Here is a 23,058-nt window from a genome sequence, read left to right as displayed (position 1 = left end):
AACGTGAGATATGAAAAAGCTGATGACAGCCCTTGCCCTTCTGGCCGCCGCGCCGGCCTGGGCCGAAGACAAGATGACCGTCCTGCTGGACTGGTTCATCAACCCCGACCACGGGCCCATCATCGTGGCGCAGGAAAACGGCTATTTCGCCGAGCAGGGATTGCAGGTCGAAGTCGTTGCCCCCGCCGACCCGTCCGCGCCGCCGCGTCTGGTTGCTGCCGGTCAGGCGGATCTGGCGGTATCCTATCAGCCGCAGCTGCATTTGCAGATCCACGAAGGGCTGCCGCTGAAACGGGTCGGCACGCTGGTCGCGACGCCCCTGAACTGCCTGCTGGTTCTGAAAGACGGCCCGATCAAATCGCCCGCTGACCTCAAGGGCAAGAAAATCGGCTTTTCCGTCGCCGGTGTGGAAGAGGCCATCCTCAGCACTGTGCTTGGCAAATACGAAGTCGCGCTGGATGATGTTGAAATGATCAACGTGAATTTCTCACTCTCGCCCTCGCTGATGACCGGTCAGGTGGACGCGGTGATTGGCGCCTATCGCAACTTCGAACTGAACCAGATGGATATCGAAGGCCGCCCCGGCACCTGTTTCTATATCGAGGAAGAAGGCGTGCCGTCTTATGACGAACTGATCTATGTCGCCAACCCCGATACGATGGACAAAGACAAGATCGCCCGTTTCCTGGCCGCGACCGAAAAAGCGACTCAGTACATCGTCAACAACCCGGAAAAAAGCTGGGAGGTCTTCTCGGCCACCTCGCCCGAGCTGCAGGACGAGTTGAACGCGCGCGCATGGGTCGACACGCTGCCGCGCTTTGCCCTGCGTCCCGCCGGGTTTGACGCTGGCCGTTATGCCCGGTTCGAAGCGTTCCTGAACGACAGCGGCATGATCGATACTGTCCTGCCCGTCAGCGACATAGCCATCGACGTCACCGCGCAATGAGCGATTATGGCAAAGCCTTTGCGCTGATGCGCGATGCGGCGCAGGGGCCGTGGCGGGATTACACCCGCCACGCTTTTGTCGAAGCCCTGAAAGACGGCACCCTGCCACGTCCGGCGTTCCTGCACTATCTGCGTCAGGACTACGTGTTCCTGATCCACTTCTCGCGCGCCTGGGCGCTGGCCGTGGTGAAATCGGAAACACATGCTGAAATGTTGGCGGCGTCGCGTACCGTGAACGGCCTGATCAGCGAAGAGATGAAGCTGCATATCGGCATTTGCGAAGCAGAAGGCATCTCGCAGTCCGATCTGTTTGCAACGCCGGAACGGCCCGAAAATCTGGCCTATACCCGCTTTGTCCTCGAGGCGGGCTATAGCGGTGATCTGCTGGATCTTCTGGCAGCACTTGCACCCTGCGTCATGGGATATGGTGAGATTGGCACCCGCCTGTCTGCGGAGGCAACATCAACATCCTATCGCGGCTGGATCGATACCTATGCGGACGAGGGCTATCAGAACGCCTGCGCCGCCGTGGGCGAGTTGCTGGATTCGGCTCTAACAAGGCGGATTGGGGCGGATTTTCAGTCTTCGCCCCGCTGGGATCGTTTGTGCCGGACGTTCCGCACGGCCACGGAATTGGAGGTCAATTTCTGGCAGATGGGTCTGACCCCATGACCCCGGCGCCCGATCTGACCATCAGCGGCACAGCCACGATCGACGGTGCAACTCTGTTCGCACCGCTGACCCTGACGCTTGACGCCGGGGCGTGGACCTGTCTGCTGGGCGGATCGGGTGTTGGCAAAACTACGGTCTTGCGGCTGATTGCCGGGCTGGAAACCGGGGCTGAATTCTCGGGCCGGATCACCGCCAGCGATGGCCAGCCGGTTTCAGACCGGGTTGCATATATGGCGCAGGACGACCTGTTGCTGCCTTGGGCGAGTGTTGCGCAGAACGTCTCGTTGGGCGCGCGGCTGCGGGGCGAGAAAGTTGACGTTGACCGGCGTGACCGCCTGATCGAACGGATGCGGTTGCAGGACCATATGACCAAGAAACCGCCCGAGCTTTCGGGCGGGCAGCGTCAGCGCGTGGCACTGGCCCGCACCCTGATGGAAGACCGGCCGATTGTGTTGCTGGACGAACCCTTTTCCGCCCTTGATGCCCGAACCCGTGCCGATATGCAGGATCTGGCCGCCGAGGCGCTGAAAGGCCGCACCGTCCTTCTGGTGACCCACGATCCGGGCGAGGCCGCGCGTCTGGGGCAATCCATCGTCGTCATGACACAGCACGGGCTGACGCCGTGCGACCCGCCGGTTGCTCCGGCCCCGCGCAGCGTGGATGATCTGCAGACGCTGGAAACACAAGGCGCGCTTTTGCGGCTGCTGCGGGAGGGCGGGTTATGAAGTCCCTCTCTGTTCTGGCAGCAACCCTGTTTGCCCTTGCCATCTGGCAGGGGATCGTGACCCTGACAGGATTGCCAAAATTCATCCTGCCCGGTCCCGCAGTGGTTGCCGAGACCTGGTGGCAGAACCGCTGGCTGATTGCAGAACACACCTGGATCACAGCCATCGAGGTCATTATCGGCCTTGCCTGCGGCACGCTGCTGGGCGTTGTCACCGCATTGCAGCTGGCCAATTCCCGCGCCGCACGGGTTCTGGTACAGCCAATGCTGGTGTTCACTCAGGCCCTGCCGGTCTTTGCGCTGGCCCCGTTGCTGACCCTGTGGCTGGGCTATGGCCTGTTGTCCAAGGTCGCGATGGCGGTGCTGATCATCTATTTCCCGATCACGTCGTCCTTTTTTGACGGTTTGATGCGGACACCGCAGGGGTATCTGGACCTTGCGCGCACGATGCAGGCGGGCAAGCGCGCTGTGTTGTGGCACATCCGTATCCCTGCGGCGTTGCCGTCTCTGGCCTCGGGGATGCGGCTTGCGGCGGTGTATGCGCCGATCGGTGCCGTGATCGGCGAATGGGTCGGTTCATCGCAAGGTCTGGGATATCTGATGCTGCTGGCCAATGGCCGCGCCAAGACGGACCTGATGTTTGCGGCGATGCTGACGCTGGGCGTGTTTTCGATCCTTCTGCACATGATTGTCCGCCGCGCCACCGCGCGTATGGCAGGAGAGGCGCGTTAACCTTTCGGAAAGTGATTCTGCGACAGGGTAAACGCATGACACAGGACGCCTTTGCCGAAGCCCCCATGCTGTTTGATACGGACGAAGCGCCAGCGCAGCCGCTGCCGAATGGTCGGTTACCCTCCTACATCAAAGACCATCGCAAGCGGCTGCGTGAACGGTTCATGGCGGGCGGGTCGGCGGCGATCCCGGATTATGAGTTGCTGGAGCTGGTTTTATTCCGGTCCATCCCGCGGCAGGATGTGAAACCACTGGCGCGCGCATTGATGAATGCCTTTGGCGATTTCAACCGCGTGTTGACAGCGCCCGAAGAACGGCTGCGCCAGATCAAGGGCGTTGGTGATACGGTCATCACCGATCTGAAAATCCTCGAAGCCTGCGCGCATCGGATGGCACGGGCGCGGGTGATGCAACGGCACGTGATATCCAGCTGGGACGCGCTGCTGGATTACTGCCATACAACAATGGCGCATCGCGAGACCGAGCAATTTCGCGTTTTCTATCTGGATCGCAAGAACGTCCTGATCGCGGATGAGGAACAGGCCAAAGGCACCGTGGATCACGTGCCCGTCTATCCGCGCGAAGTGGCCAAACGGGCGCTGGAGCTGAATGCCTCGGCCTTGATCCTGGTGCACAACCATCCTTCGGGCGACCCAACGCCGTCACAGTCGGACATCGACATGACCAACCGCATACAGGATGCCTGTTCCGCCCTGGGGCTGACCCTGCATGACCACCTGATCATCGGCAAATCGACCGAGCTCAGCTTTCGCTCCGAAGGGTATCTCTAGCGGTTACTGCACCCAAATCTCGACCCGCCGGTTGACCTTGCGGCCCCATTCGGTGTCGTCGCAGGCCATGGGCATCGCCTCGCCAAACCCTTCGGCGGTAACCGCGATACTGTCAGGGATCGGGGCTTCAAGCGCGGCGATAACCGCGTTTCGCACGGTTTGCGCGCGCCTCAGGGCGATGCGGGCATTTGAAACGGCACCCCCGTCCCCATCGCTGAAGCCTGCAAACACAACCTTGCGTGCCTGCAACGTACCCGCGTCCAGCATTTGTGCCAGCTGCTGAATATTGGCGCGCGACTGCGCGTCCGGGCGGGACGATCCGGGTTCGAACCGAACCGACAGGGACAGGCGCGACAGGGGGCGCAGGGTCTTGATCATGCGTTGCAATTCCTCAAGCCCAACCTCAGTTCCACCAGTGACGACCGCATTGGCAAGCCGGTCCCCCTGCACGCCAACCGGCAGGGTTTCAGCCGATTGATCCACATATCCTGCGTCACGTATGGCCATCTGCGCCTCGGGGCTTTGGCTATAGGCCAGAAACTGCCGCGCAATCCGGGGCAGGCGTCGTTCCGGCAGATACAGGAACATGGGCAAATTCAGCGGGTAATCTTCAGTCTTGATCGACTGGCGGGTCGCGGCCAGCGGATGCCCGCACCCGCCGGTCAACGGCAAAGCGCGGGTGCCATGGGCCGATGCCTTGCTGGCGACCCCGATGGAAAACGGATCCTTTGCCACGGCCGCGGTCAGGTCATGTATGCGATTGTGGCGGATCGCCGTATCGGTCAGGTCCACACCGGCGGTTTTCAGAATCTGATCCTCGACCGCCTGCGCCAGACCCGACCCGGCCTCTGGCACATGCAGTGCAATAGGGGCATCCGGCCCACCCAGCTGTGCCCAGTTGCTGATCTCTCCGGACAGAATACGAGCCATATCTGCCAGAGAAACCTGCCGCATCACGCTGTCGGGGGCCACGACCGGGACCATGGCATCCAGTGCAATGACCCGCGACCGACGGGCGCGCTTCAGATCGCCCAACCCCGCAGCCTCGGCAGCCTCCCGCTCAGCCTCGCGCATCTCGCGCAGGGCCATCACGATATCCGCCCGGTCTGCGATCAGATCACTGAACCCGCGATCCGTGGTGCCCACGTCAAAGAAAAACCGTGCCAGCGGCGCCGCCCGACCTGCCTGATGCAGCTCGTAAACAAAGGTGTCCTCATCCACGCGGGCGGGAGTCGCGGTCAGGTCTTCCTGACGGGCAAAGCCGATGATCAGGGCGGGCAGCACCGTTTCCGCCATCACCGATGATCCGGAAAACTGCACTTCGGCGACGAAATCGATCAGGTTGGGGCAGGCGGGCCCCTCACAAGTGACGCCCGAGCCATCCACGGTCAACGTCCCGAATTGCGTATCGACGCGATAGAACTCACCGTCAAAGCTCAGCAGATTGCCGGTCACTTCGACCTTGCCATCATGCGAGGTCAGTGTGATGTCCTGCCCAAAAGCACCGGTCGCCACCGTCACGGAAAACAGCGCAGCCACCGCCACACGGAAAAATGTCATAAGAGGTTCAAGCCTGCCTGCGGATTACTTTGCCGCGATTGTCAGGTCTGAGAGCAGATTATTCAACACCAGAAACTCGCCCGCGCGCGAACAATCCGGCAGGGTCACTGACATGTCGCGCGACCGCAGGCGGCGGTCCGACAACAACTCCAGCGACTGCACGTTCAGCGTGTGGCCGCAATTTGCATCGGTCACTTCGGCCTCGACAGTCAGGTCAATCGTGCCCGACTGTTCCGATGTACTGGCCGGGAAAGAATACACTTCGATATTCTGAGTGATCCCGGAACCGGACTGGCCCAGACGCACAACCTCTCCGGCGCCTTCGGCAGATGCGTCATCCCAGACATGGCCATCCGCGCCATAGCTGGCACCAAATTCCAGCGCATGAATCTGCAACTCGGTATCACCCTGCCATTGCAGGACAACACGATCAAAACCGGCGATTTCGGGAACGTGAGTGGTGGCGACGGTGCCTGTTTCATCTTCGAAAGAAAACAGGAAGATCGCGTATTCCGAAAGGGCCGGGATCGCCATGTCCAGCGCGCCGCTGGCATCCGTCATCTGGCTAACAGTCAGGCCGCTATGGTGAATTTCAATCCGCTCGTTCTTGTGGCAGGGCGCTTTCAGCGACAGGTGCGCCATGGCACCGGGTGCTGCGTTTGCGTGCGCGCTGATCCGGCAGTTCGATGTCTTGGGGGCTACAGGTACAGCGCGGGGTGCCGGTGTAACAGTGACCGGATCAGCATCTGATGCGGTGGCCGAAGTCAGAACGATACTGTCCAGTCCCGACAGGATCGAAGACTGATCGGCCACAGAGGCCACATCGACACCGCCCTGCGCGCGGTTCTGCTGCGCAGCCGGTCCGTTCTGCATCAGATAGCCTATGCCCAGGGCACAAGCGACCGTTCCGCACATGGTTACGTAGTTGCGAACTACAAACAAGACACCCTCCCCAGTTGAAGGAGCAGCTTGCACTCTCGCCACCAATCGCGGCCAATTTGTGGCCGCGAGACGGACTCATTGTGATTAAAGGGTGTTAACGTCAGGTCAATCTGCCGTGGCAGTGTTTGAACTTCTTGCCGGATCCGCAGGGGCACAGGTCGTTTCGCGACGGGTTACCCCAGGTCGACGGATCACTCTCGTCAAACCCCGGCAGGGCATCGCCTGACGCCGCAGCTTCGGCCTTGGCCTCGGCCTGACTCGCGGCCTTGTCCACGGCCTGCTGTGCCTGTGCTTGTTGCGCCGCCATCTGCGCCAGCATTTCCTTTTGCTCTTCTTCGGTCAGTGGACGCACGCGCGACAATTGCTGTGTCACGGTTTCCCGCAAACCGTCCAGCATGGATTCGAACAGCTGGAAGCTTTCGTTTTTGTATTCGTTCAGCGGATCGCGCTGGGCATAGCCGCGGAAACCCACGACCGAGCGCAGATGTTCCAGCGTCAGCAGATGCTCGCGCCATTTGCTGTCGATGGTCTGCAACAGCACCTGCTTTTCGATGTTGCGCATGTTTTCGGGACCAAAGGCAACCGCCTTCTGGGCCATCATCTCATCTGCGGCCTTGACCAGGCGCTCGCGCACCTGCTCGTCATCCACACCTTCTTCGGCAGCCCAGTCCTGAACCGGGGCGTCGATGGTCAGCTTGTCCTTGATCGCCGCATGCAGACCGTCGGTATCCCACTGATCCGCATAGGATTTCGGCGGCATGTATTCGTCAATCAGATCGTCAATCACCTGCTCGCGCATATCCGAGACGATCTCGGACAGGTCATTGGCCGACATGATTTCGCGGCGCTGGCTAAAGATTACCTTGCGCTGATCGTTCATCACGTCGTCGAATTTCAGAACGTTCTTGCGCATGTCAAAGTTGCGGCCCTCGACCTTGGACTGCGCGCGTTCCAGCGACTTGTTCACCCAGGGGTGAATGATCGCCTCGCCTTCTTTCATGCCCAACGTGGTCAGCACCTTGTCCAGCCGTTCCGAGCCAAAGATGCGCATCAGGTCGTCTTCAAGGCTCAGGTAGAATACGGTACGGCCCGGATCGCCCTGACGGCCCGAACGGCCGCGCAGCTGGTTGTCGATGCGGCGGCTTTCATGGCGTTCGGACGCCATCACATAAAGGCCCCCTGCGGCCAGAACCTTTTCTTTTTCTTCCGCGTGGCGCGCCTCTTCTGCGGCGCGCAGCTCCGACGGATCAGCCTCGGGGTTGTCCGCAATCGCTTGCAGCACCTTCATCTCGACATTGCCGCCCAGCTGAATGTCGGTGCCGCGACCGGCCATGTTGGTGGCGATGGTCACCGCGCCCAGACGGCCGGCATCAGCGACAATCTGCGCCTCCTGCTCGTGCTGGCGGGCGTTCAGAACGTTATGGGCGATGCCTTCCTTGGTCAGCATCTGGCTCAGCAGTTCCGATTTCTCGATCGAGGTCGTCCCCAGCAGAACCGGCTGACCCTTTTCCTGCGCCAATTTGGTCTCTTCGATCATCGCGCCATATTTTTCCATGGCGGTGCGATAGACCTGATCATCCTCGTCCACACGGGCAATCGGCTTGTTGGTCGGAACCTCAACCACGCCCAGGCCGTAAATCTCGGCAAATTCCTCGGCCTCGGTCAGGGCGGTCCCGGTCATGCCGCCCAGCTTGTCGTAAAGGCGGAAATAGTTCTGGAAGGTCACACTGGCCAGCGTCACGTTCTCAGGCTGAATCTGCACGTTTTCCTTGGCTTCGATGGCCTGATGCAGGCCCTCGGACAGGCGGCGGCCCGGCATCATGCGGCCCGTGAATTCGTCGATCAGAACGACATTGCCGTCGCGCACGATGTAATCCTTGTCGCGCTGGAACAGCTTGTGCGCGCGCAGACCCTGATTCACGTGATGCACCACGGTCGTGCTTTCCGGGTCATACAGCGAATGGCCTTCAGGAATCAGGCCGGCAGCCAACAGCTGCTGCTCCAGAAACTCGTTGCCCTCATCCGTGAAGGTCACGTTGCGGGCCTTTTCGTCCAACGTGTAGTGTTCGTCGGTCAGACTCGGGATCAGCGCATCGATGGCGGTATACAGGTCCGAGCGGTCCTGTGCCGGACCCGAGATGATCAGCGGCGTCCGCGCCTCGTCGATCAGGATCGAATCGACCTCGTCCACAATCGCGAAATTGTGGTGCTTCTGGTAAACCTGCTCCAGATCGGCCTTCATGTTGTCGCGCAGATAGTCAAAACCCAGCTCGTTGTTGGTGGCATAGGTGATGTCGCAGGAATAGGCGGCCAGTTTTTCCGCGTCAGGCTGGCCCGACCAGATCACGCCTGTGGTCATGCCTACGGCAGCAAACACCTTGCCCATCCATTCCGCGTCGCGCTTGGCCAGGTATTCGTTCACCGTGACCACATGCACGCCCTTGCCGGTCAGCGCGTTCAGATAGGCAGGGAGGGTCGCGACCAATGTCTTGCCCTCACCCGTCTTCATTTCCGAGATGTTACCCTGATGCAGGAAAACACCGCCCATCAGCTGCACGTCAAAGGCGCGCAGCCCCAGCGCGCGGCGGGCGCCTTCGCGCACGTTGGCAAAGGCTTCGGGCAGCAGATCGTCAAGGCTTTCGCCATCCAGCGCGCGTTTGCGCAGGTCTTCTGTCTTGTCGATCAGGCCCTGATCGGACAGTTTCTCGAACTCGGGTTCCAGCGCGTTGATCTTTTCGATCAGGGGGCGGGTCGCCTTGATCTTGCGGTCGTTCGGTGTTCCGAACACCTTTTTGGCGAGCGTTCCGAGTCCCAGCATGTTCACTCCAGCGGATCTGTTCTTGTCTTGGTTTTTGACAGGCTTGCCCACCTTGCGCGCAACCCATAGATACGGGGGGTGAAAGGCGGCCCTGTCCAAGGCTTCAAAGCGATGTAAGCGGCAGGTTCCAGAGTGTCAACGCTGCGCCCTGCCGCGGCAAGGAAATAGGATGATTCAATGCCCAAAGGCCTCACTTTTCTGCCATCGCTGGCTCTGACCGCCATGATGGCCTTGCCGCTGGCCGCTGAAACCCAGCCGGATGCATCCACTGTGGTGGCGCGTGTGAACGGGGATGAGATCACTTTGGGTCACGTGATCGCTACCGTTGCCGCCCTGCCGCCGCAGTACCAGCAGGCCGAAGATGACGTATTGTTCGACTTCGTGCTGGAACAGCTGATCCAGCAGCAATTGCTGGGGCAACAGCAGGACGGGCTGAACAAACTGAACACGCTGCGGCTGAAAAATGAAGAACGCTCACTTCTGGCGGTTCAGACCGTCACAGCCCTGACCGATACCGTTGTCACGGACGAGGCCATTCAGGCAGCCTACGACGCGCAGTACAACGATTTCGCGGGTGAAGACGAATTCGATGCCAGCCACATTCTGGTCGAGACCGAAGAACAGGCCAACGACCTCAAGGCGCAGCTTGATGACGGCGCCGATTTCGCCGAGCTCGCGCGCGCGCACTCCACCGGCCCGTCCGGCCCCAATGGCGGTGCTCTGGGCTGGTTCGGCAAGGGCCAGATGGTACCGGAATTCGAAACAGCCGTGGTCGCGCTCGAAAAAGGGCAGGTGTCCGATCCGGTTCAGACGCAGTTTGGCTGGCATGTGGTCAAGTTGAACGACAAGCGCAAAACCGAAGCGCCCGCGCTGGATGCCGTGCGCGAAGAGCTTGCACAGACCGTTCAGCAGGACGCCATTCAGGCGCGCATCGATGAACTGACACAGCAGGCACAGATCGACCGCCCCGCTTTGGAAGGTGCCGGACCCGAAGTCCTGCGCCAGCTGGACCTGATTCAGGAGTAATCCCCGTGGCCAAGATCACCAAGGTTTCGCCGCTGGCGCCAGCGTCCTTCCCTGATTTGCCTGCAATTGACGGTGTGCGGTTCGCCACCGTCGCGGCGGGCGTGCGATATCAGGGCCGCACGGATGTCATGCTGGCCGTGCTGGACCCGGGCACATCTGTGGCCGGGGTCTTTACCCGTTCAGCCACGCGTGCCGCCCCGGTTCTGGATTGTCAGGACAAGATCGGCGGGCCCAACGATGGCCCGGCGGCGATCCTGGTGAACTCGGGCAATGCCAATGCCTTTACCGGGCATTATGGTCAGACCTCGGTGGCCGAGGTGACGCAGGCCGTCTCGAAGGCGACAGGTGTTCCGGTCGAGCGGGTCTTTACCTCCTCAACCGGCGTGATTGGTGAACCGCTGGCTCATGACCGCATCATTGCCAAGCTTGAAACGCTGAAGGCGGGTCTTAGCCGTCACGCGATCGAAGACGCCGCACGCGCGATCATGACCACGGACACCTTCCCGAAAGGGGCCGTGGCGCAGGTCGAAATTGATGGCAAAACAGTCTCTATTGCGGGGATTTCTAAGGGTTCCGGCATGATTGCGCCCGATATGGCGACCATGCTGGTCTATATCTTTACCGACGCCCGGGTCGAACAATCGGCGTTGCAGGCGATGCTGGGTGCGCAGACAGACCGGACGTTCAACTGCATCACCGTGGACAGCGATACATCCACCTCGGACAGCCTGCTGCTGTGCGCCACCGGCGCTTCGGGTGTGGACGCCACCGGCAACGCGGCCTTCGCCGAGGCGCTGGAGGCTGTGATGCTGGATCTGGCCCAGCAAGTGGTGCGCGATGGCGAAGGTGCCACGAAATTCGTCGAGATCCGCGTGACAGGGGCCGCAACAGACGCTGACGCCAAGATCCATGGCCTTGCCATCGCCAACTCTCCGCTGGTCAAAACCGCCATCGCGGGCGAAGATCCGAACTGGGGCCGTATCGTCATGGCCATCGGTAAATCCGGTGCCGCGGCGGATCGCGACCTGCTGAGCATTTCGTTCGGCGACATCCTTGTGGCCGAAAAAGGCTGGGTCAGCCCCGATTACAGCGAAGACGCAGCCGCCGCTTATATGAAAGGTCAGGATCTGGTCATCGCCGTTGATCTGGGTCTGGGCGCGGGCAAATCCACCGTCTGGACCTGCGATCTGACCCACGGATATATCGAGATCAACGCGGATTACCGCTCGTGAAAACCGTGTTGGTCTCTGCGGTCGCCCTGATCGACATCGAGGGCCGGGTGCTGCTGGCCCAACGCCCCGAGGGTAAATCCATGGCCGGTCTTTGGGAATTTCCCGGCGGCAAGATCGAACCCGGCGAAACCCCCGAAGCCGCCCTGATCCGCGAATTGCACGAGGAACTGGGCATCGACACCTGGGCCTCGTGCCTCGCCCCCCTGACCTTTGCCAGCCACAGCTATGACGATTTCCACCTGCTGATGCCGCTGTTCGCCTGCCGCAAATGGCAGGGCATCCCGCAGTCGAAAGAGGGGCAGGCGCTGAAATGGGTCCGCGCAAATGACCTGCGCAACTACCCCATGCCCGCCGCGGATGTGCCACTGATCCCGATCCTGCGGGATTGGTTGTAAGGGCTCAAAGGGCGTCAGGCGCAAACGGCCCGGATTACAGCTTGGCGGATTTATTTGCCGATTTGTGGTAGTGTTCGAGTGCTTTCTCAATGGTGAAGGAGTACCTCGTTATGATTGCAAGATGATTGCAAGTCGAGTTGCACAGCTTTGGGTGCCCAGGATTGTTTTGATTTTGGCCTTTCTTATTTCAGCGGTTCATGGTGCCAAAGCAGATGATGCGAAGGCTTCGATAACGGTCATGATCGAAGAACAGGCCCGAATTGACCGCTACGTTGAACTCGATTTTGCGCGGCAGGATCTTTTGTTTCACCAGACAAGTACGATCCTGGCCCTATACGGTGATTACAACTCCTACACCAAATCGGACGGCACTCAGGCCAATGGCTCTGACATGACGCGATTCAGAAATCGGGTCACTGAATACGTGCCCGCCGCCATTGTGGATTTCCGCCGAAAGTCCCAAAGAGACAAAACAATTTCAGAGGATGAGGCAAGCAAGGCGGAAGCCGCCGAAGCCCTGATGGACGAGATGGTTTTGGCCGCAGGCGAAATCATTGAACTTTGCGACGCCAACAAGCCCTATGAGGCAAGCCTCGTTTACCGCGATAAGACAATGCCCTTGAACACGAAACTTTTGGGGTTGCTGTACACGTTGCGCTCAACATCTGTTGGTCGTTTTAAAAAAGCAGCATTAAAAGCTAAGTATCAGTAACCGCGCCAACCTGCCGAAGGTCGAATTCTGTTTGCCGGTCCGGCATCCCTGCTGCACACGGGACCTGTTTTGTACGGTAAAGCCCAAGGCTACCGGATACCACTTATAGGTCAAAGCTAATCTGGATAGCTGTATAATGTAAAAGATGATGCGGCTGCTAAATACAGACGGTCATTGGACGGCGCGGCATTCCCGCACCGTCACAAGAAACCAATAGCGCCAAACGCCAGACGCAAACCGCATTTCTGTCAATGAAGCGGTAGCTTGTCGTGGTTCGGGTTTTTGAACTGCAGCACGCCATCAATTTCGATCTGTGGGCGACCTTCGATCAACCTGTGAATTACGGGGCGGTCCATTTCGAGCGTCCATCCCTTTGTCAGGAAAAACTCCTGCAAAGCGCCTTCAAGATAGCGAGAGTGCGTTCCGATAAACACGCGCTTTACAAGATTTTCTATGCCGTCGAAGTTGCTCTGCACAAAGTCCAGCTCCGAGCCCTGAATATCGATGTGTAGCAGATCGACAGCTTCGCCATTAGACAGGGTTTCAAGCGTATAACAATTCAGCTCTATATAGTCACCTTTGGCGCGGGATTCGGCCAGAACCTTTTCGTCCGGATAGAAAATCGGCTCTGCGCCCCAGTTTTCGTGCGCCTCTTCGTATTTTGGGAAAAGCGCGATGCCCTCTTTGCTGGCGGCCACCCCATTGACAAGGCGGTACTCACTTGGGTTGAAGCCGTTCAGTTGAAACGTGCGCTCGGCGTTTTCCAGATGAGAGCTGTCACCTTCGATACCGATCAGGTCGACACTTAATCCTCTCTTTTTAGCGACGAAGCCCATATTGTTAAGCCAGCATCCCCAACCGCAACCAAGTTCAATAATCCGGTAAGTACCTGAGGCCTCTTTCACAGACAGAAGCGTTGCCGCCCATTCTGCGATGTCGGCATGCCAATTGCCCGGATCGGGAATAGGTTCTACCTTGCCTGCCAGGGGTTCCAGGATGCTGGACATCACGCGTGGTTCAATTCTGACGCCAAGAAAGTTGGTCACCACCCCGTCTGTTGCTTTCGGATTGGGTTCGGCGAACTCACGAATTAGATCCAAAGCTGGAAAATCGCAAACATAGTTGTAAAGAGGGTGCCCGGCACCTGCTTGGTATTCCTGATTTTGCGCTGGAGTATGAGTTTGCGCGCGAAAATGCCGCCTGAAAAATCGCCTGAGTCCCAACCTTCTGTCCTCAAATGAATTGTAAGTCGCCTCACTTTGAATAGATAGCAGGTAATGTCCAGCTATCCGTGGCGAAAAACGGAAGCTGTGGTTGTTGCAGGTTTGTGATTTCAGAGACAATTTTCGCGTCGTTCTGAGATTAATAGATGGCGCAGTTGCTCTCTCTTCTGGTTGTGCCTCTTCGCAATTTTCGTCCTGTTCGTCGAACCCGCATAACAACCTGTGCAGCGCATAACCGTTCAATAGCCCGACATGTTCATATTGTACAAAACGTAACATCACCCCTCTGCACCTGTTACAATTCGTAAGAATTGAGAAAACATCAGGAAAAAGTTGACGCTGATCGTGCGAGTGTCCCAAATCGGGGCACTGGCATCCGGGGGCTTTCCCGGATCCGCCATTTCCGGCTTTGAGGAGGCCGGATGGGGAGGAGAAAAAGATTGGCTCAGACGCAGTCGGGCGCCGAAGGGTTGCATTCCCTTCCGGCGCTTCTACACCGCAACGCGACCCAGTTCGGGGATGCCCCGGCCTATCGGGAAAAAGAATTTGGGATCTGGCAATGCTGGACCTGGGCTGAAGCGGCCAAGGAAATTCGCGCGCTCGCCCTTGGATTTCTTGAAATTGGCGTTGAGCGCGGTGACCACATTGCCGTGATCGGACGCAACCGGCCAGCACATTACTGGACCATGGTCGCAGCACAGATGGTCGGTGCAGTTCCGGTGCCTCTGTATCAGGACGCAGTCGCCGAAGAGATGACCTATGTGATGGAGCATTGCGGCGCGAAATATGTCGTCTGCGGTGATCAGGAACAGGTCGACAAGGTCATCGAGATTCAGGAAAAAGTGCACCAGATCAAGCACATCCTCTATACCGACAAGCGGGGGATGCGGAAATACGACCACAGCCAGATGAACGCGCTGGAAGATCTCATGGCCGAAGGTCAGGCAGGACATCAGCGGTTTGATGCAGAGCTGGACAAGCGCATCTCTGAGATCACCTATAACGACACCTGCGTCATGCTTTATACCTCGGGCACAACGGGCAAGCCCAAGGGGGTGGTTCTGTCGAACCGCAACGTGATCGAAAGCGCCAAGAATTCAGCGATTTTCGACCATTTGACCCGCGATGAAGATATCCTTTCCTATCTTCCGATGGCATGGGTCGGTGATTTCATCTTTTCCATCGGTCAGGCCTATTGGTGCGGGTTCTGCGTGAACTGCCCGGAAAGCGCCGACACGATGATGACCGACCTGCGCGAAATCGGGCCGACCTATTTCTTCGCCCCGCCGCGCGTGTTTGAAAGCCAGCTGACCAATGTAATGATCCGGATGGAGGATGCGAGCAAGCTGAAGCAGCGCATGTTCCATCACTTCATGGCGCATGCCAAAAAGGTGGGTGGCAAGTTGCTGGATGGCAAACCCGTCGGGTTTGGCGACCGGATGAAATACGCGCTGGGTAACCTGCTGGTCTACGGGCCGCTCAAGGATACGCTGGGCTATGGCCGGTTCCGGGTTGGTTATACAGCGGGTGAAGCGATCGGACCGGAAATCTTTGATTTCTATAGATCTTTGGGCATCAACCTGAAACAGCTTTATGGCCAGACCGAAGCAACCGTTTTCATCACGGTGCAGCCGGATGGCGAGGTTCGGGCCGACACGGTTGGCGTGCCCGCGCCGGATGTCGAGATCAGGATCGACGACAAGGGCGAGATCCATTACCGCTCACCCGGCGTGTTTGTCGAATATTACAACAACCCGGATTCCACGGCATCGACCAAAGATGCCGAAGGCTGGGTGGCAACGGGTGATGCCGGGTTCATCGAGGAAAGCAGCGGCCATCTGCGGATCATCGACCGCGCCAAGGACGTGGGCAAAATGGCCGACGGGTCCATGTTTGCGCCGAAATATGTCGAGAACAAGCTGAAATTCTATCCCGATATTCTCGAGGTCGTTCTGTTCGGAAACGGCAAGGACCGCTGCGTGGCCTTTATCAATATCGACCTGACAGCGGTCGGCAACTGGGCGGAACGCAACAACGTGGCCTATGCCTCCTATCAGGAACTGGCAGGCCATCCGCGTGTGTTAGAGACGATCAGGGCGCATGTGGAAGAGGTCAACAAATCGGTAGCAGCTGATGAAATGCTGTCCGGTTGCCAGGTGCATCGCTTTGTCGTTCTGCACAAGGAACTGGACGCTGATGATGGTGAGATGACGCGCACCCGGAAAGTGCGGCGCGGGTTTGTCGAAGAGAAGTTCCACGACATCATTGCGGCGCTTTATGACGGGTCCGAAAGCGTGTCGACTACGACCGAAGTGACCTATGAAGATGGGCGCAAGGGAGCGATCAGCGCGACACTGAAAATCGTGGACGCGCCGGTTGTACCGGGTGCGCAGCACAAGGTGGCAGCGGAATGAGGGCCGCCATTGCACCGCTAGACCTGCGGCCATCGCCACGCCCGCCATCCCGTTTATGCGCAAGTCAGGGAGTGACTGATGCTGGATAACGCCGAAGGATATGTCACCGAAGACGGTCGCAAGATCGGCGGCGTGGTGATGGAAATGAAGAACATCACCCTGCGCTTTGGCGGCGTCGTGGCGATCAAGGACATCTCGTTCGATATTCGCGAAGGCGAAATTCGCGCCATCATCGGGCCGAACGGGGCCGGAAAATCATCCATGCTGAACGTTATCTCGGGGTTCTATGTCCCGCAGGAAGGCGAGGTCTGGTTCCACGGATCAAAACGCCCAGCGATGCGGCCCTTTGAGGTGGCGCAGCAGGGGATCGCGCGGACGTTCCAGAACATCGCCCTGTTCGAAGGGATGAGCGTTTTGGACAACGTCATGACCGGGCGTTTGAACTTCATGCAGACCAACATCTTCCAGCAGGCCTGGTGGAAGGGAAAGGCCGAGGCGGAAGAGGTTGAAAACCGTGAGGCGGTCGAGAAGATCATCGATTTCCTTGAAATCCAGCACATCCGCAAGACGCCCGTTGCGCGCCTGCCTTATGGCCTGAAAAAACGCGTCGAACTGGCCCGCGCACTGGCGGCAGAACCAAAGCTCTTGCTGCTGGATGAACCGATGGCGGGCATGAATGTCGAAGAGAAAGAGGACATGAGCCGCTTTATCCTCGATGTGAATGACGAATTCGGCACCACCATCGCCCTGATCGAACACGATATGGGCGTGGTGATGGACCTGAGCGACCGCGTGGTCGTGATGGATTACGGAAAAAAGATTGGTGACGGTACACCCGACGAGGTGCGCAACAATCAGGAAGTCATCGACGCCTATCTGGGGGTCAGCCATGACTGAGACCAAAGCAGATATCCGGGGAGGCACATATGCCTGAGCAGTTAATCTTTGCCACGGAGGTCATCCTTAACGGTCTGATGGCCGGGGTGCTTTATGCGCTGGTCGCGCTGGGCTTTGTGCTGATCTACAAGGCATCCGGGATTTTCAATTACGCGCAAGGGGTTATGGCCCTGTTTGCGGCGATGACACTGGTCGGGATCATGAACGGGCAGGTGCCTTTCGCGCATTTGATCAACGCGACCTTCGGCACTCATGTCTATAACTTCGGCTGGAACATCCCCGCCCTGCTGGCGATCATCCTGACAATGGGTGTGATGGTTCTGCTGGCCTGGTGTGTGCAGCGCTTTGTCATGCGACATCTGGTTGGGCAGGAGCCGATCATCCTGTTCATGGCCACGATCGGTCTGGCCTATTTCCTTGAAGGTGTGGCCGACCTGATGTGGGGATCCGAGATCAAGACGCTGGATGTGGGTCTGCCGCAGGGCATCAACCTGTGGATCGACGAGGTCACCTTTAACATCTTCGGCTATGGCTTCTTCATCGACAACCTCGACATCGTGGCAACCGTAATTGCGGCGCTTCTGGTGGCGGCGCTGGTGGCCTTCAGCCAGTACACAAAACAGGGCCGGGCCATGCGTGCTGTGGCAGATGACCATCAGGCGGCACTTTCGGTCGGGATCTCGCTCAACTTCATCTGGGTCATGGTCTGGTCGGTGGCCGGGTTCGTGGCGCTGGTCGCGGGGATCATGTGGGGCACCAAATCGGGCGTGCAGTTCTCGCTGTCGCTGATCGCACTCAAGGCGCTGCCGGTGTTGATGCTGGGCGGGTTCACTTCGATCCCCGGTGCCATCGTCGGCGGACTGATCATCGGTGTGGGCGAGAAGCTATTCGAATTCTCGGTTGGCCCGCTGGTCGGCGGTGCGACCGAGAACTGGTTCGCCTATGTGCTGGCGCTGATCTTCCTGGTGTTTAGACCGCAGGGTCTGTTCGGCGAGAAGATCATCGAGAGGGTGTAACGCATGACCAAGCTGATCGCCATCATCAACGTAATCGCATGGGCGGGGTTCTGGGCCTTTGGCTATATCGCGCTGACCTCGAATGACCTGACTGACAGCCAGTTGACGATTGCCGCGATCCTGGCCTTTGCCGGTCTGATCATGGGTGTTCTGGCCTACCTGAAACTGGTGCGCGCCTCTGAGGCGAGCGGATATGCCAAAGGGTCCAGCCAGCTGGACGCCGCGACCCGAAACCGGGCGCAGGAAGAATGGGGAAAGTAACAGATGTTCTATCGTGAGGCCGGAGATTTCAAAACCTCCTACGTGGATGACAGCCAGACTTTCCCGATCAAGTTCGACCGGTACCGGTACTATGTCGTTCTGGCGGTGGCGTTCGGGATCATTCCGTTCATCATCAACGACTATTGGGCAAACGCCCTGCTGCTGCCCTTTCTGATCTATGCCATCGCGGCGATCGGATTGAACATACTCGTGGGCTATTGCGGGCAGGTCAGCCTTGGTACAGGCGGTTTCATGGCGGTGGGTGCTTATGCCTGCTACAAGTTGATGACCGCATTTCCAGATGTCAGCATGTTCATTCATGTCCTGTTGGCTGGTGGTATCACAGCGATTGTAGGTGTCTTGTTCGGCCTGCCTTCCCTGCGGATCAAGGGGTTCTATCTGGCGGTGGCCACGCTTGCGGCACAGTTCTTTCTGGTCTGGCTCTTCAACCGGGTGCCGTGGTTTTACAACTACTCGGCCTCGGGTCAGATCAACGCGCCCGAGCGTGACGTGTTCGGCATCATCATCTCGGGCCCGAACGCCCCGGCCTGGGCGACCTACCTGTTCTGCCTGATCTTCCTGACCTTCAGCGCGATTATTGCGCGCAACCTGACCCGCGGCACGACCGGGCGGACATGGATGGCGATCCGCGACATGGATATCGCCGCCGAAATCATCGGGGTGAACCCGTTGAAAGCCAAGATAAGCGCTTTCGCTGTCAGCTCGTTCTTTGTGGGCATCGCAGGGGCCTTGTTCTTTGCCGTCTATCTCGGCGCGGTCGAGGTGGGCGAAGCATTCGGCATTCAGAAGTCATTCCTGGTGCTGTTTATGGTGATTATCGGCGGATTAGGCTCGATTTTCGGGTCTTTTGCCGGGGCGGCCTTCCTCGTGCTTCTGCCGGTTCTGCTCAAACTGGTTGGCGTCGATCTTCTGGGTTGGCCGACCGATATCGTTGCCCATCTTCAGCTGGTGATCGTGGGCGCGCTGATCATCATGTTCCTGATCCTGGAACCCCACGGTCTGGCACAGTTGTGGCGCGTGGCGAAAGAGAAACTCAGACTCTGGCCGTTCCCGCATTGAGGGCTGGCCCAATCATAAAGACGGGTGATCAAGCCCGAACTCAATATCGGATCAATCAAGGGAGGAGACACCCGATGAACAAGAAACTGGCAACCGTGGCGCTGAGCGCCCTGATGGCGGCAGGACCCGCGATGGCGGATCTTGTGTTCCCGTCGCTCAGCTATCGAACCGGGCCCTATGCGGCCGGTGGTATTCCATTCGCGGACGGTTACGCCGACTATTTCACGCTTCTGAACGAGCGGGACGGTGGCATCGGCGGTGTACCAGCAAACGTGATCGAATGCGAAACCGGGTATAACACCGAAAAAGGCGTGGAATGCTATGAATCCACCAAAGGTGAAGGCGCGCTGGTGTATCAGCCGCTGTCGACCGGTATCACCTATCAGCTGATCCCCAAAGTGACCGCAGACGGCATTCCGCTGCACACGATGGGGTATGGCCGGACCTCGGCTGCGAACGGCAAAGTATTCAGCCACGTGTTCAACTATCCGGCCAACTATTGGAACGGTGCGTCCGGTGCGATCAACTATCTGCTGGATGAAAATGGCGGTGACCTGAGCGGCAAGAAGATTGCGCTGGTCTATCACAACTCTGCTTACGGCAAGGAACCGATCCGGACGCTGGAAACTCTGGCTGAAAAGCATGGGTATGAGCTGTCCTTGCTGCCGGTTGATCACCCGGGCCAGGAGCAGAAGTCGCAATGGCTGCAAATTCGCCGCGAAAAGCCTGACTATGTCATCATGTGGGGCTGGGGCGTCATGAACCAGGTTGCGGTTCAGGAAGCGGCCAACATCCGTTTCCCGATGGAAAACTTCATCGGTGTCTGGTGGTCTGGCGCGGAATTCGACGTTCAGCCTGCTGGCGAAAAAGCGACCGGTTACAAGGCGCTGACCTTTACCGGCCTTGGCATGGACTATCCGGTCTATGACGACCTGAAAAAGTACGTCGTTGACTCGGGCAAGGCTGCAGGTGCCGGCGATCAGCTGGGTACAGTTCAGTACAACCGTGGTCTTTATGCCGCCATGCTGGCAGCCGAGGCTGTGAAAACGGCGCAGGCGATGCACGGAACCGCTGATATCGACGCGTCGATGATGCGCGACGGCATGGAAGCACTGGAAATGACCAACGCCAAGATGGAAGCGCTTGGCATGTCCGGGTTCGGCCCTGAATTCTCGGTTTCCTGCGAAAACCACGGCGGCCCCGGCCTTGTCGGTGTTGTTCAGTGGGATGCGGCGACTGGTGCCTGGAACCCGGTACAGGACTTCAAACCGACAGATGCCGAAGTTATCGGCGCGTTGATCGAAGAAGATTCCGGTGCCTACGCAACCGAAAACAGCATCTCGCCACGTTGCGAGTAAGGCATGTTGCGCCACGGATGTGATCCGGGGCGTTCAGACAACCGGAGCGGCGGGTCACCTGCCGCTCCTCACGAACAGCCCCGGAACGGGCAGGCATGAGGAAACGCGCTGATGCTGGATGCGGCACAAACCACTGACGTGCAGGCGGAAACCCTGCTTGAGGTCAATAATATCGAGGTGATCTACAACCACGTGATCCTCGTGTTGAAAGGCGTCAGCCTGAGCGTTCCAAAGGGCGGCATCACAGCGTTGCTGGGCGGCAATGGTGCGGGCAAGACAACCACGCTCAAGGCCGTATCGAACCTGCTGCATTCCGAACGCGGAGAAGTCACCAAAGGTTCGATCAAGTATCGCGGCCAGAACGTGCATGAAAGCGATCCGGCCGATCTGGTTGAAAAGGGTGTCATTCAGGTGATGGAAGGCCGCCACTGTTTCGAGCACCTGACCGTCGAAGAAAACTTGCTGACCGGCGCCTACACCCGCAAAGACGGGGCGGCTGCGGTCCAGCGGGATCTTGAGATGGTTTACGCATATTTTCCCCGGCTCAAGGAACGCCGCCGGTCGCAGGCAGGCTATACTTCGGGTGGGGAACAACAGATGGTTGCCATGGGGCGGGCCTTGATGTCGCGGCCCGAGACGATTTTGCTGGACGAACCCTCAATGGGTCTTGCTCCGCAGCTGGTCGAAGAGATTTTCAGTATCGTGAAGGACCTCAACGAAAAAGAGGGCGTGTCCTTTCTGCTGGCAGAGCAGAACACCAACGTCGCCCTGCGCTTTGCACATTACGGTTACATTCTTGAATCCGGGCGTGTCGTGATGGATGGCCCGGCAGCCGACCTGCGCGAAAACCCGGATGTGAAAGAGTTTTACCTGGGCATGTCCGACGAAGGCCGCAAAAGCTTTCGCGATGTGCGGTCCTATCGTCGTCGCAAAAGGTGGCTGTGAGCGGATGGAGGATATGGCTATGACCTATTTCGACGCACTCGAAACACGCTCGGCAGACGAACGCGCCTCGGACCAGGCCAGGGCACTAGTGGAGCAGATCAAACGCGCGATGTCGGCCCCTGGATTTGCGTCGCATCTGTCAGAATCAGACACTAATAAGGTAAAATCAGTTGAAGATTTGCCAACATTGCCGGTTCTGCGGAAATCGGACCTGACCAGAGCACAGGCCAAACGCCCCCCGTTTGGTGGATTTACAGTGAAACCGGCGCGGCATTTCCATCATGTGTTCCAGTCGCCGGGACCGATCTATGAGCCGGGCAGCACTGATCACGACTGGTGGCGCATGGGCCGTTTCCTGAATGCCGCGGGTGTTGGCGCAGGGGACATTGTCCAGAACTGTTTTGGGTATCACCTAACCCCAGCCGGTATGATCTTTGAAAATGGCGCACGGGCTGTCGGCGCGGCTGTTCTGCCCGCAGGAACCGGACAAACCGAGTTGCAGGTGACTGCCGCCCGCGACGTTGGCTGTACGGCCTATGCAGGAACGCCGGATTACCTGAAGGTCATTCTGGACAAAGCCGATGAGATGGGCGTTTCACTGCATTTCTCGAAAGCCGCCGTTGGAGGTGGGGCCTTGTTCCCGTCTCTGCGACAGGAATACGCCGACCGGGGTATCTCGTGCCTGCAATGTTACGCGACAGCGGATCTGGGCAATATTGCTTATGAAAGCGCCGCGATCGACGGGATGATCATCGACGAGCACGTGATTGTCGAGATTGTGACACCTGGAACCGGAACTCCGGTGGCACCGGGTGAGGTGGGTGAGGTCGTGGTGACCTCTCTCAACCCCGATTACCCGCTGATCCGCTTTGCGACAGGCGACCTTTCCGCCGTGATGCCGGGGATTTCCCCCTGCGGTCGCACGAACACCCGGATCAAAGGTTGGATGGGGCGTGCAGATCAGACGACCAAGATCAAAGGTATGTTCGTGCGTCCGGAACAGGTTGCCGCTTTGGTCGACAAGCATGAGGAAATCGTCAAGGCTCGTGTCATCGCCACCCGTCAGGGCGAGATGGATTCGATGACTGTCCAGATCGAAAGCACAGGCGGGGATGATACGGCATATGCCAGATCGGTGGCCGAAGTGCTGAAACTGAAAGGCGCAATCGAAGTCGTCGCCCCCGGCTCGCTGCCCAAAGACGGGTTGGTGATCGAGGATCAGCGCGTCTACGAATAGTGGTGAATAACAGGTCTGCGGCAGTTTGTGCCGCAGATTTGTTGACCGACGCACTGGTGTTTCCGAGCATTTTGGTCG

The 23,058-nt window shown here is 58.6% G+C and carries 21 protein-coding genes; 17 read left to right on the top strand and 4 right to left on the bottom strand.

What is annotated here, in order from left to right:
• Positions 1-10: 10 nt before the first annotated feature.
• Genes ACR0D9_RS08205 through radC form a run of 5 tightly spaced genes read left to right on the top strand, consistent with a single transcriptional unit; the run spans position 11 to position 3,864 of the window.
• On the top strand, positions 11-946 hold the full coding sequence (locus ACR0D9_RS08205) for an ABC transporter substrate-binding protein (RefSeq protein ID WP_480486973.1): 936 nt from the start codon (positions 11-13) through the stop codon (positions 944-946).
• Positions 943-1,617, top strand: a complete 675-nt coding sequence (tenA, locus tag ACR0D9_RS08200; RefSeq protein ID WP_480538350.1) for a thiaminase II — start codon at positions 943-945, stop codon at positions 1,615-1,617. Before ACR0D9_RS08205 ends, tenA begins: the two co-directional genes overlap by 4 nt.
• Positions 1,614-2,342, top strand: a complete 729-nt coding sequence (locus ACR0D9_RS08195; RefSeq protein ID WP_480538348.1) for an ABC transporter ATP-binding protein — start codon at positions 1,614-1,616, stop codon at positions 2,340-2,342. The genes tenA and ACR0D9_RS08195 overlap by 4 nt, the downstream gene beginning before the upstream one ends.
• Positions 2,339-3,073: an ABC transporter permease gene (locus ACR0D9_RS08190; RefSeq protein WP_480538346.1), complete on the top strand. Its 735-nt coding sequence runs from the start codon at positions 2,339-2,341 to the stop codon at positions 3,071-3,073. Before ACR0D9_RS08195 ends, ACR0D9_RS08190 begins: the two co-directional genes overlap by 4 nt.
• Positions 3,074-3,108: 35 nt before the next feature.
• On the top strand, positions 3,109-3,864 hold the full coding sequence (radC, locus tag ACR0D9_RS08185) for a RadC family protein (RefSeq protein ID WP_209506928.1): 756 nt from the start codon (positions 3,109-3,111) through the stop codon (positions 3,862-3,864).
• 3 nt (positions 3,865-3,867) lie between these two features.
• Here the strand turns inward: radC and ACR0D9_RS08180 are convergent, their stop codons facing one another.
• The 3 genes from ACR0D9_RS08180 to secA form a co-directional block, all read right to left on the bottom strand.
• Entirely contained in the window at positions 3,868-5,424 is a 1,557-nt protein-coding gene (locus tag ACR0D9_RS08180; protein ID WP_480538344.1) for a phosphate ABC transporter substrate-binding/OmpA family protein, read from the bottom strand.
• Between the two features lie 24 nt (positions 5,425-5,448).
• On the bottom strand, positions 5,449-6,366 hold the full coding sequence (locus ACR0D9_RS08175) for a hypothetical protein (RefSeq protein WP_480538342.1): 918 nt from the start codon (positions 6,364-6,366) through the stop codon (positions 5,449-5,451).
• A 100-nt stretch (positions 6,367-6,466) separates the two neighbouring features.
• Positions 6,467-9,184 (bottom strand): preprotein translocase subunit SecA, encoded by a 2,718-nt coding sequence (gene secA / locus ACR0D9_RS08170; protein ID WP_480538340.1) that lies wholly within the window; start codon positions 9,182-9,184, stop codon positions 6,467-6,469.
• 177 nt (positions 9,185-9,361) lie between these two features.
• Here secA and ACR0D9_RS08165 point away from each other — a divergent pair, with 177 nt between their 5' ends.
• The 4 genes from ACR0D9_RS08165 (at position 9,362) to ACR0D9_RS08150 (ending at position 12,549) form a co-directional block, all read left to right on the top strand.
• Complete coding sequence (locus tag ACR0D9_RS08165) at positions 9,362-10,210, top strand: peptidylprolyl isomerase (RefSeq protein WP_480538338.1); 849 nt, start codon at positions 9,362-9,364, stop codon at positions 10,208-10,210.
• A 5-nt stretch (positions 10,211-10,215) separates the two neighbouring features.
• Positions 10,216-11,442 carry a bifunctional glutamate N-acetyltransferase/amino-acid acetyltransferase ArgJ gene (gene argJ / locus ACR0D9_RS08160; protein WP_480538336.1) on the top strand — a complete coding sequence of 409 codons (1,227 nt, stop codon included), beginning with the start codon at positions 10,216-10,218 and terminating at the stop codon, positions 11,440-11,442.
• Positions 11,439-11,837 (top strand): 8-oxo-dGTP diphosphatase MutT, encoded by a 399-nt coding sequence (gene mutT / locus ACR0D9_RS08155; RefSeq protein WP_267363933.1) that lies wholly within the window; start codon positions 11,439-11,441, stop codon positions 11,835-11,837. Before argJ ends, mutT begins: the two co-directional genes overlap by 4 nt.
• A gap of 121 nt (positions 11,838-11,958) precedes the next feature.
• On the top strand, positions 11,959-12,549 hold the full coding sequence (locus tag ACR0D9_RS08150) for a hypothetical protein (RefSeq protein ID WP_480538334.1): 591 nt from the start codon (positions 11,959-11,961) through the stop codon (positions 12,547-12,549).
• A gap of 248 nt (positions 12,550-12,797) precedes the next feature.
• Here the strand turns inward: ACR0D9_RS08150 and ACR0D9_RS08145 are convergent, their stop codons facing one another.
• Positions 12,798-14,051 carry an FkbM family methyltransferase gene (locus tag ACR0D9_RS08145; protein ID WP_480538332.1) on the bottom strand — a complete coding sequence of 418 codons (1,254 nt, stop codon included), beginning with the start codon at positions 14,049-14,051 and terminating at the stop codon, positions 12,798-12,800.
• 161 nt (positions 14,052-14,212) lie between these two features.
• Here ACR0D9_RS08145 and ACR0D9_RS08140 point away from each other — a divergent pair, with 161 nt between their 5' ends.
• The 8 genes from ACR0D9_RS08140 to ACR0D9_RS08105 all read left to right on the top strand — a co-directional run bounded on the left by ACR0D9_RS08140 (position 14,213) and on the right by ACR0D9_RS08105 (position 22,980).
• Complete coding sequence (locus tag ACR0D9_RS08140; protein ID WP_480528688.1) at positions 14,213-16,186, top strand: AMP-binding protein; 1,974 nt, start codon at positions 14,213-14,215, stop codon at positions 16,184-16,186.
• A 78-nt stretch (positions 16,187-16,264) separates the two neighbouring features.
• The gene (locus ACR0D9_RS08135; protein WP_267363930.1) at positions 16,265-17,083 is read left to right on the top strand and encodes an ABC transporter ATP-binding protein; all 819 of its coding nucleotides are present in this window, start codon (positions 16,265-16,267) and stop codon (positions 17,081-17,083) included.
• A 29-nt stretch (positions 17,084-17,112) separates the two neighbouring features.
• Positions 17,113-18,099 (top strand): branched-chain amino acid ABC transporter permease, encoded by a 987-nt coding sequence (locus tag ACR0D9_RS08130; protein WP_267363929.1) that lies wholly within the window; start codon positions 17,113-17,115, stop codon positions 18,097-18,099.
• A gap of 3 nt (positions 18,100-18,102) precedes the next feature.
• Positions 18,103-18,360 carry a hypothetical protein gene (locus ACR0D9_RS08125; protein WP_209506939.1) on the top strand — a complete coding sequence of 86 codons (258 nt, stop codon included), beginning with the start codon at positions 18,103-18,105 and terminating at the stop codon, positions 18,358-18,360.
• Positions 18,361-18,363: 3 nt separating this feature from the next.
• Entirely contained in the window at positions 18,364-19,440 is a 1,077-nt protein-coding gene (locus tag ACR0D9_RS08120; RefSeq protein WP_480482437.1) for a branched-chain amino acid ABC transporter permease, read from the top strand.
• Positions 19,441-19,514: 74 nt separating this feature from the next.
• Complete coding sequence (locus ACR0D9_RS08115) at positions 19,515-20,798, top strand: ABC transporter substrate-binding protein (protein ID WP_267363927.1); 1,284 nt, start codon at positions 19,515-19,517, stop codon at positions 20,796-20,798.
• A gap of 111 nt (positions 20,799-20,909) precedes the next feature.
• The gene (locus tag ACR0D9_RS08110; protein ID WP_480482435.1) at positions 20,910-21,743 is read left to right on the top strand and encodes an ABC transporter ATP-binding protein; all 834 of its coding nucleotides are present in this window, start codon (positions 20,910-20,912) and stop codon (positions 21,741-21,743) included.
• A 19-nt stretch (positions 21,744-21,762) separates the two neighbouring features.
• Entirely contained in the window at positions 21,763-22,980 is a 1,218-nt protein-coding gene (locus ACR0D9_RS08105; protein ID WP_480482433.1) for a phenylacetate--CoA ligase family protein, read from the top strand.
• Positions 22,981-23,058: the final 78 nt, after the last annotated feature.

The organism is Ruegeria sp. AK11, assembly GCF_056541095.1.
The sequence above is the reverse complement of the archived record's forward strand: the minus strand, read 5'-3'. Positions and strand labels throughout refer to the sequence as shown.

Bases quoted from the DNA above. Each gene is read 5' to 3' on its own strand.
- ACR0D9_RS08135 (WP_267363930.1), top strand. From the start codon at position 16,265: ATGCTGGATAACGCCGAAGGATATGTCACCGAAGACGGTCGCAAGATC.
- ACR0D9_RS08115 (WP_267363927.1), top strand. From the start codon at position 19,515: ATGAACAAGAAACTGGCAACCGTGGCGCTGAGCGCCCTGATGGCGGCA.
- ACR0D9_RS08130 (WP_267363929.1), top strand. From the start codon at position 17,113: ATGCCTGAGCAGTTAATCTTTGCCACGGAGGTCATCCTTAACGGTCTG.
- secA (WP_480538340.1), bottom strand. From the start codon at position 9,184: ATGCTGGGACTCGGAACGCTCGCCAAAAAGGTGTTCGGAACACCGAAC.
- ACR0D9_RS08165 (WP_480538338.1), top strand. From the start codon at position 9,362: ATGCCCAAAGGCCTCACTTTTCTGCCATCGCTGGCTCTGACCGCCATG.
- ACR0D9_RS08190 (WP_480538346.1), top strand. From the start codon at position 2,339: ATGAAGTCCCTCTCTGTTCTGGCAGCAACCCTGTTTGCCCTTGCCATC.
- ACR0D9_RS08145 (WP_480538332.1), bottom strand. From the start codon at position 14,051: ATGTTACGTTTTGTACAATATGAACATGTCGGGCTATTGAACGGTTAT.
- ACR0D9_RS08150 (WP_480538334.1), top strand. From the start codon at position 11,959: ATGATTGCAAGTCGAGTTGCACAGCTTTGGGTGCCCAGGATTGTTTTG.
- ACR0D9_RS08125 (WP_209506939.1), top strand. From the start codon at position 18,103: ATGACCAAGCTGATCGCCATCATCAACGTAATCGCATGGGCGGGGTTC.
- radC (WP_209506928.1), top strand. From the start codon at position 3,109: ATGACACAGGACGCCTTTGCCGAAGCCCCCATGCTGTTTGATACGGAC.
- ACR0D9_RS08105 (WP_480482433.1), top strand. From the start codon at position 21,763: ATGACCTATTTCGACGCACTCGAAACACGCTCGGCAGACGAACGCGCC.
- ACR0D9_RS08195 (WP_480538348.1), top strand. From the start codon at position 1,614: ATGACCCCGGCGCCCGATCTGACCATCAGCGGCACAGCCACGATCGAC.
- ACR0D9_RS08110 (WP_480482435.1), top strand. From the start codon at position 20,910: ATGCTGGATGCGGCACAAACCACTGACGTGCAGGCGGAAACCCTGCTT.
- tenA (WP_480538350.1), top strand. From the start codon at position 943: ATGAGCGATTATGGCAAAGCCTTTGCGCTGATGCGCGATGCGGCGCAG.
- ACR0D9_RS08205 (WP_480486973.1), top strand. From the start codon at position 11: ATGAAAAAGCTGATGACAGCCCTTGCCCTTCTGGCCGCCGCGCCGGCC.
- ACR0D9_RS08180 (WP_480538344.1), bottom strand. From the start codon at position 5,424: ATGACATTTTTCCGTGTGGCGGTGGCTGCGCTGTTTTCCGTGACGGTG.
- ACR0D9_RS08120 (WP_480482437.1), top strand. From the start codon at position 18,364: ATGTTCTATCGTGAGGCCGGAGATTTCAAAACCTCCTACGTGGATGAC.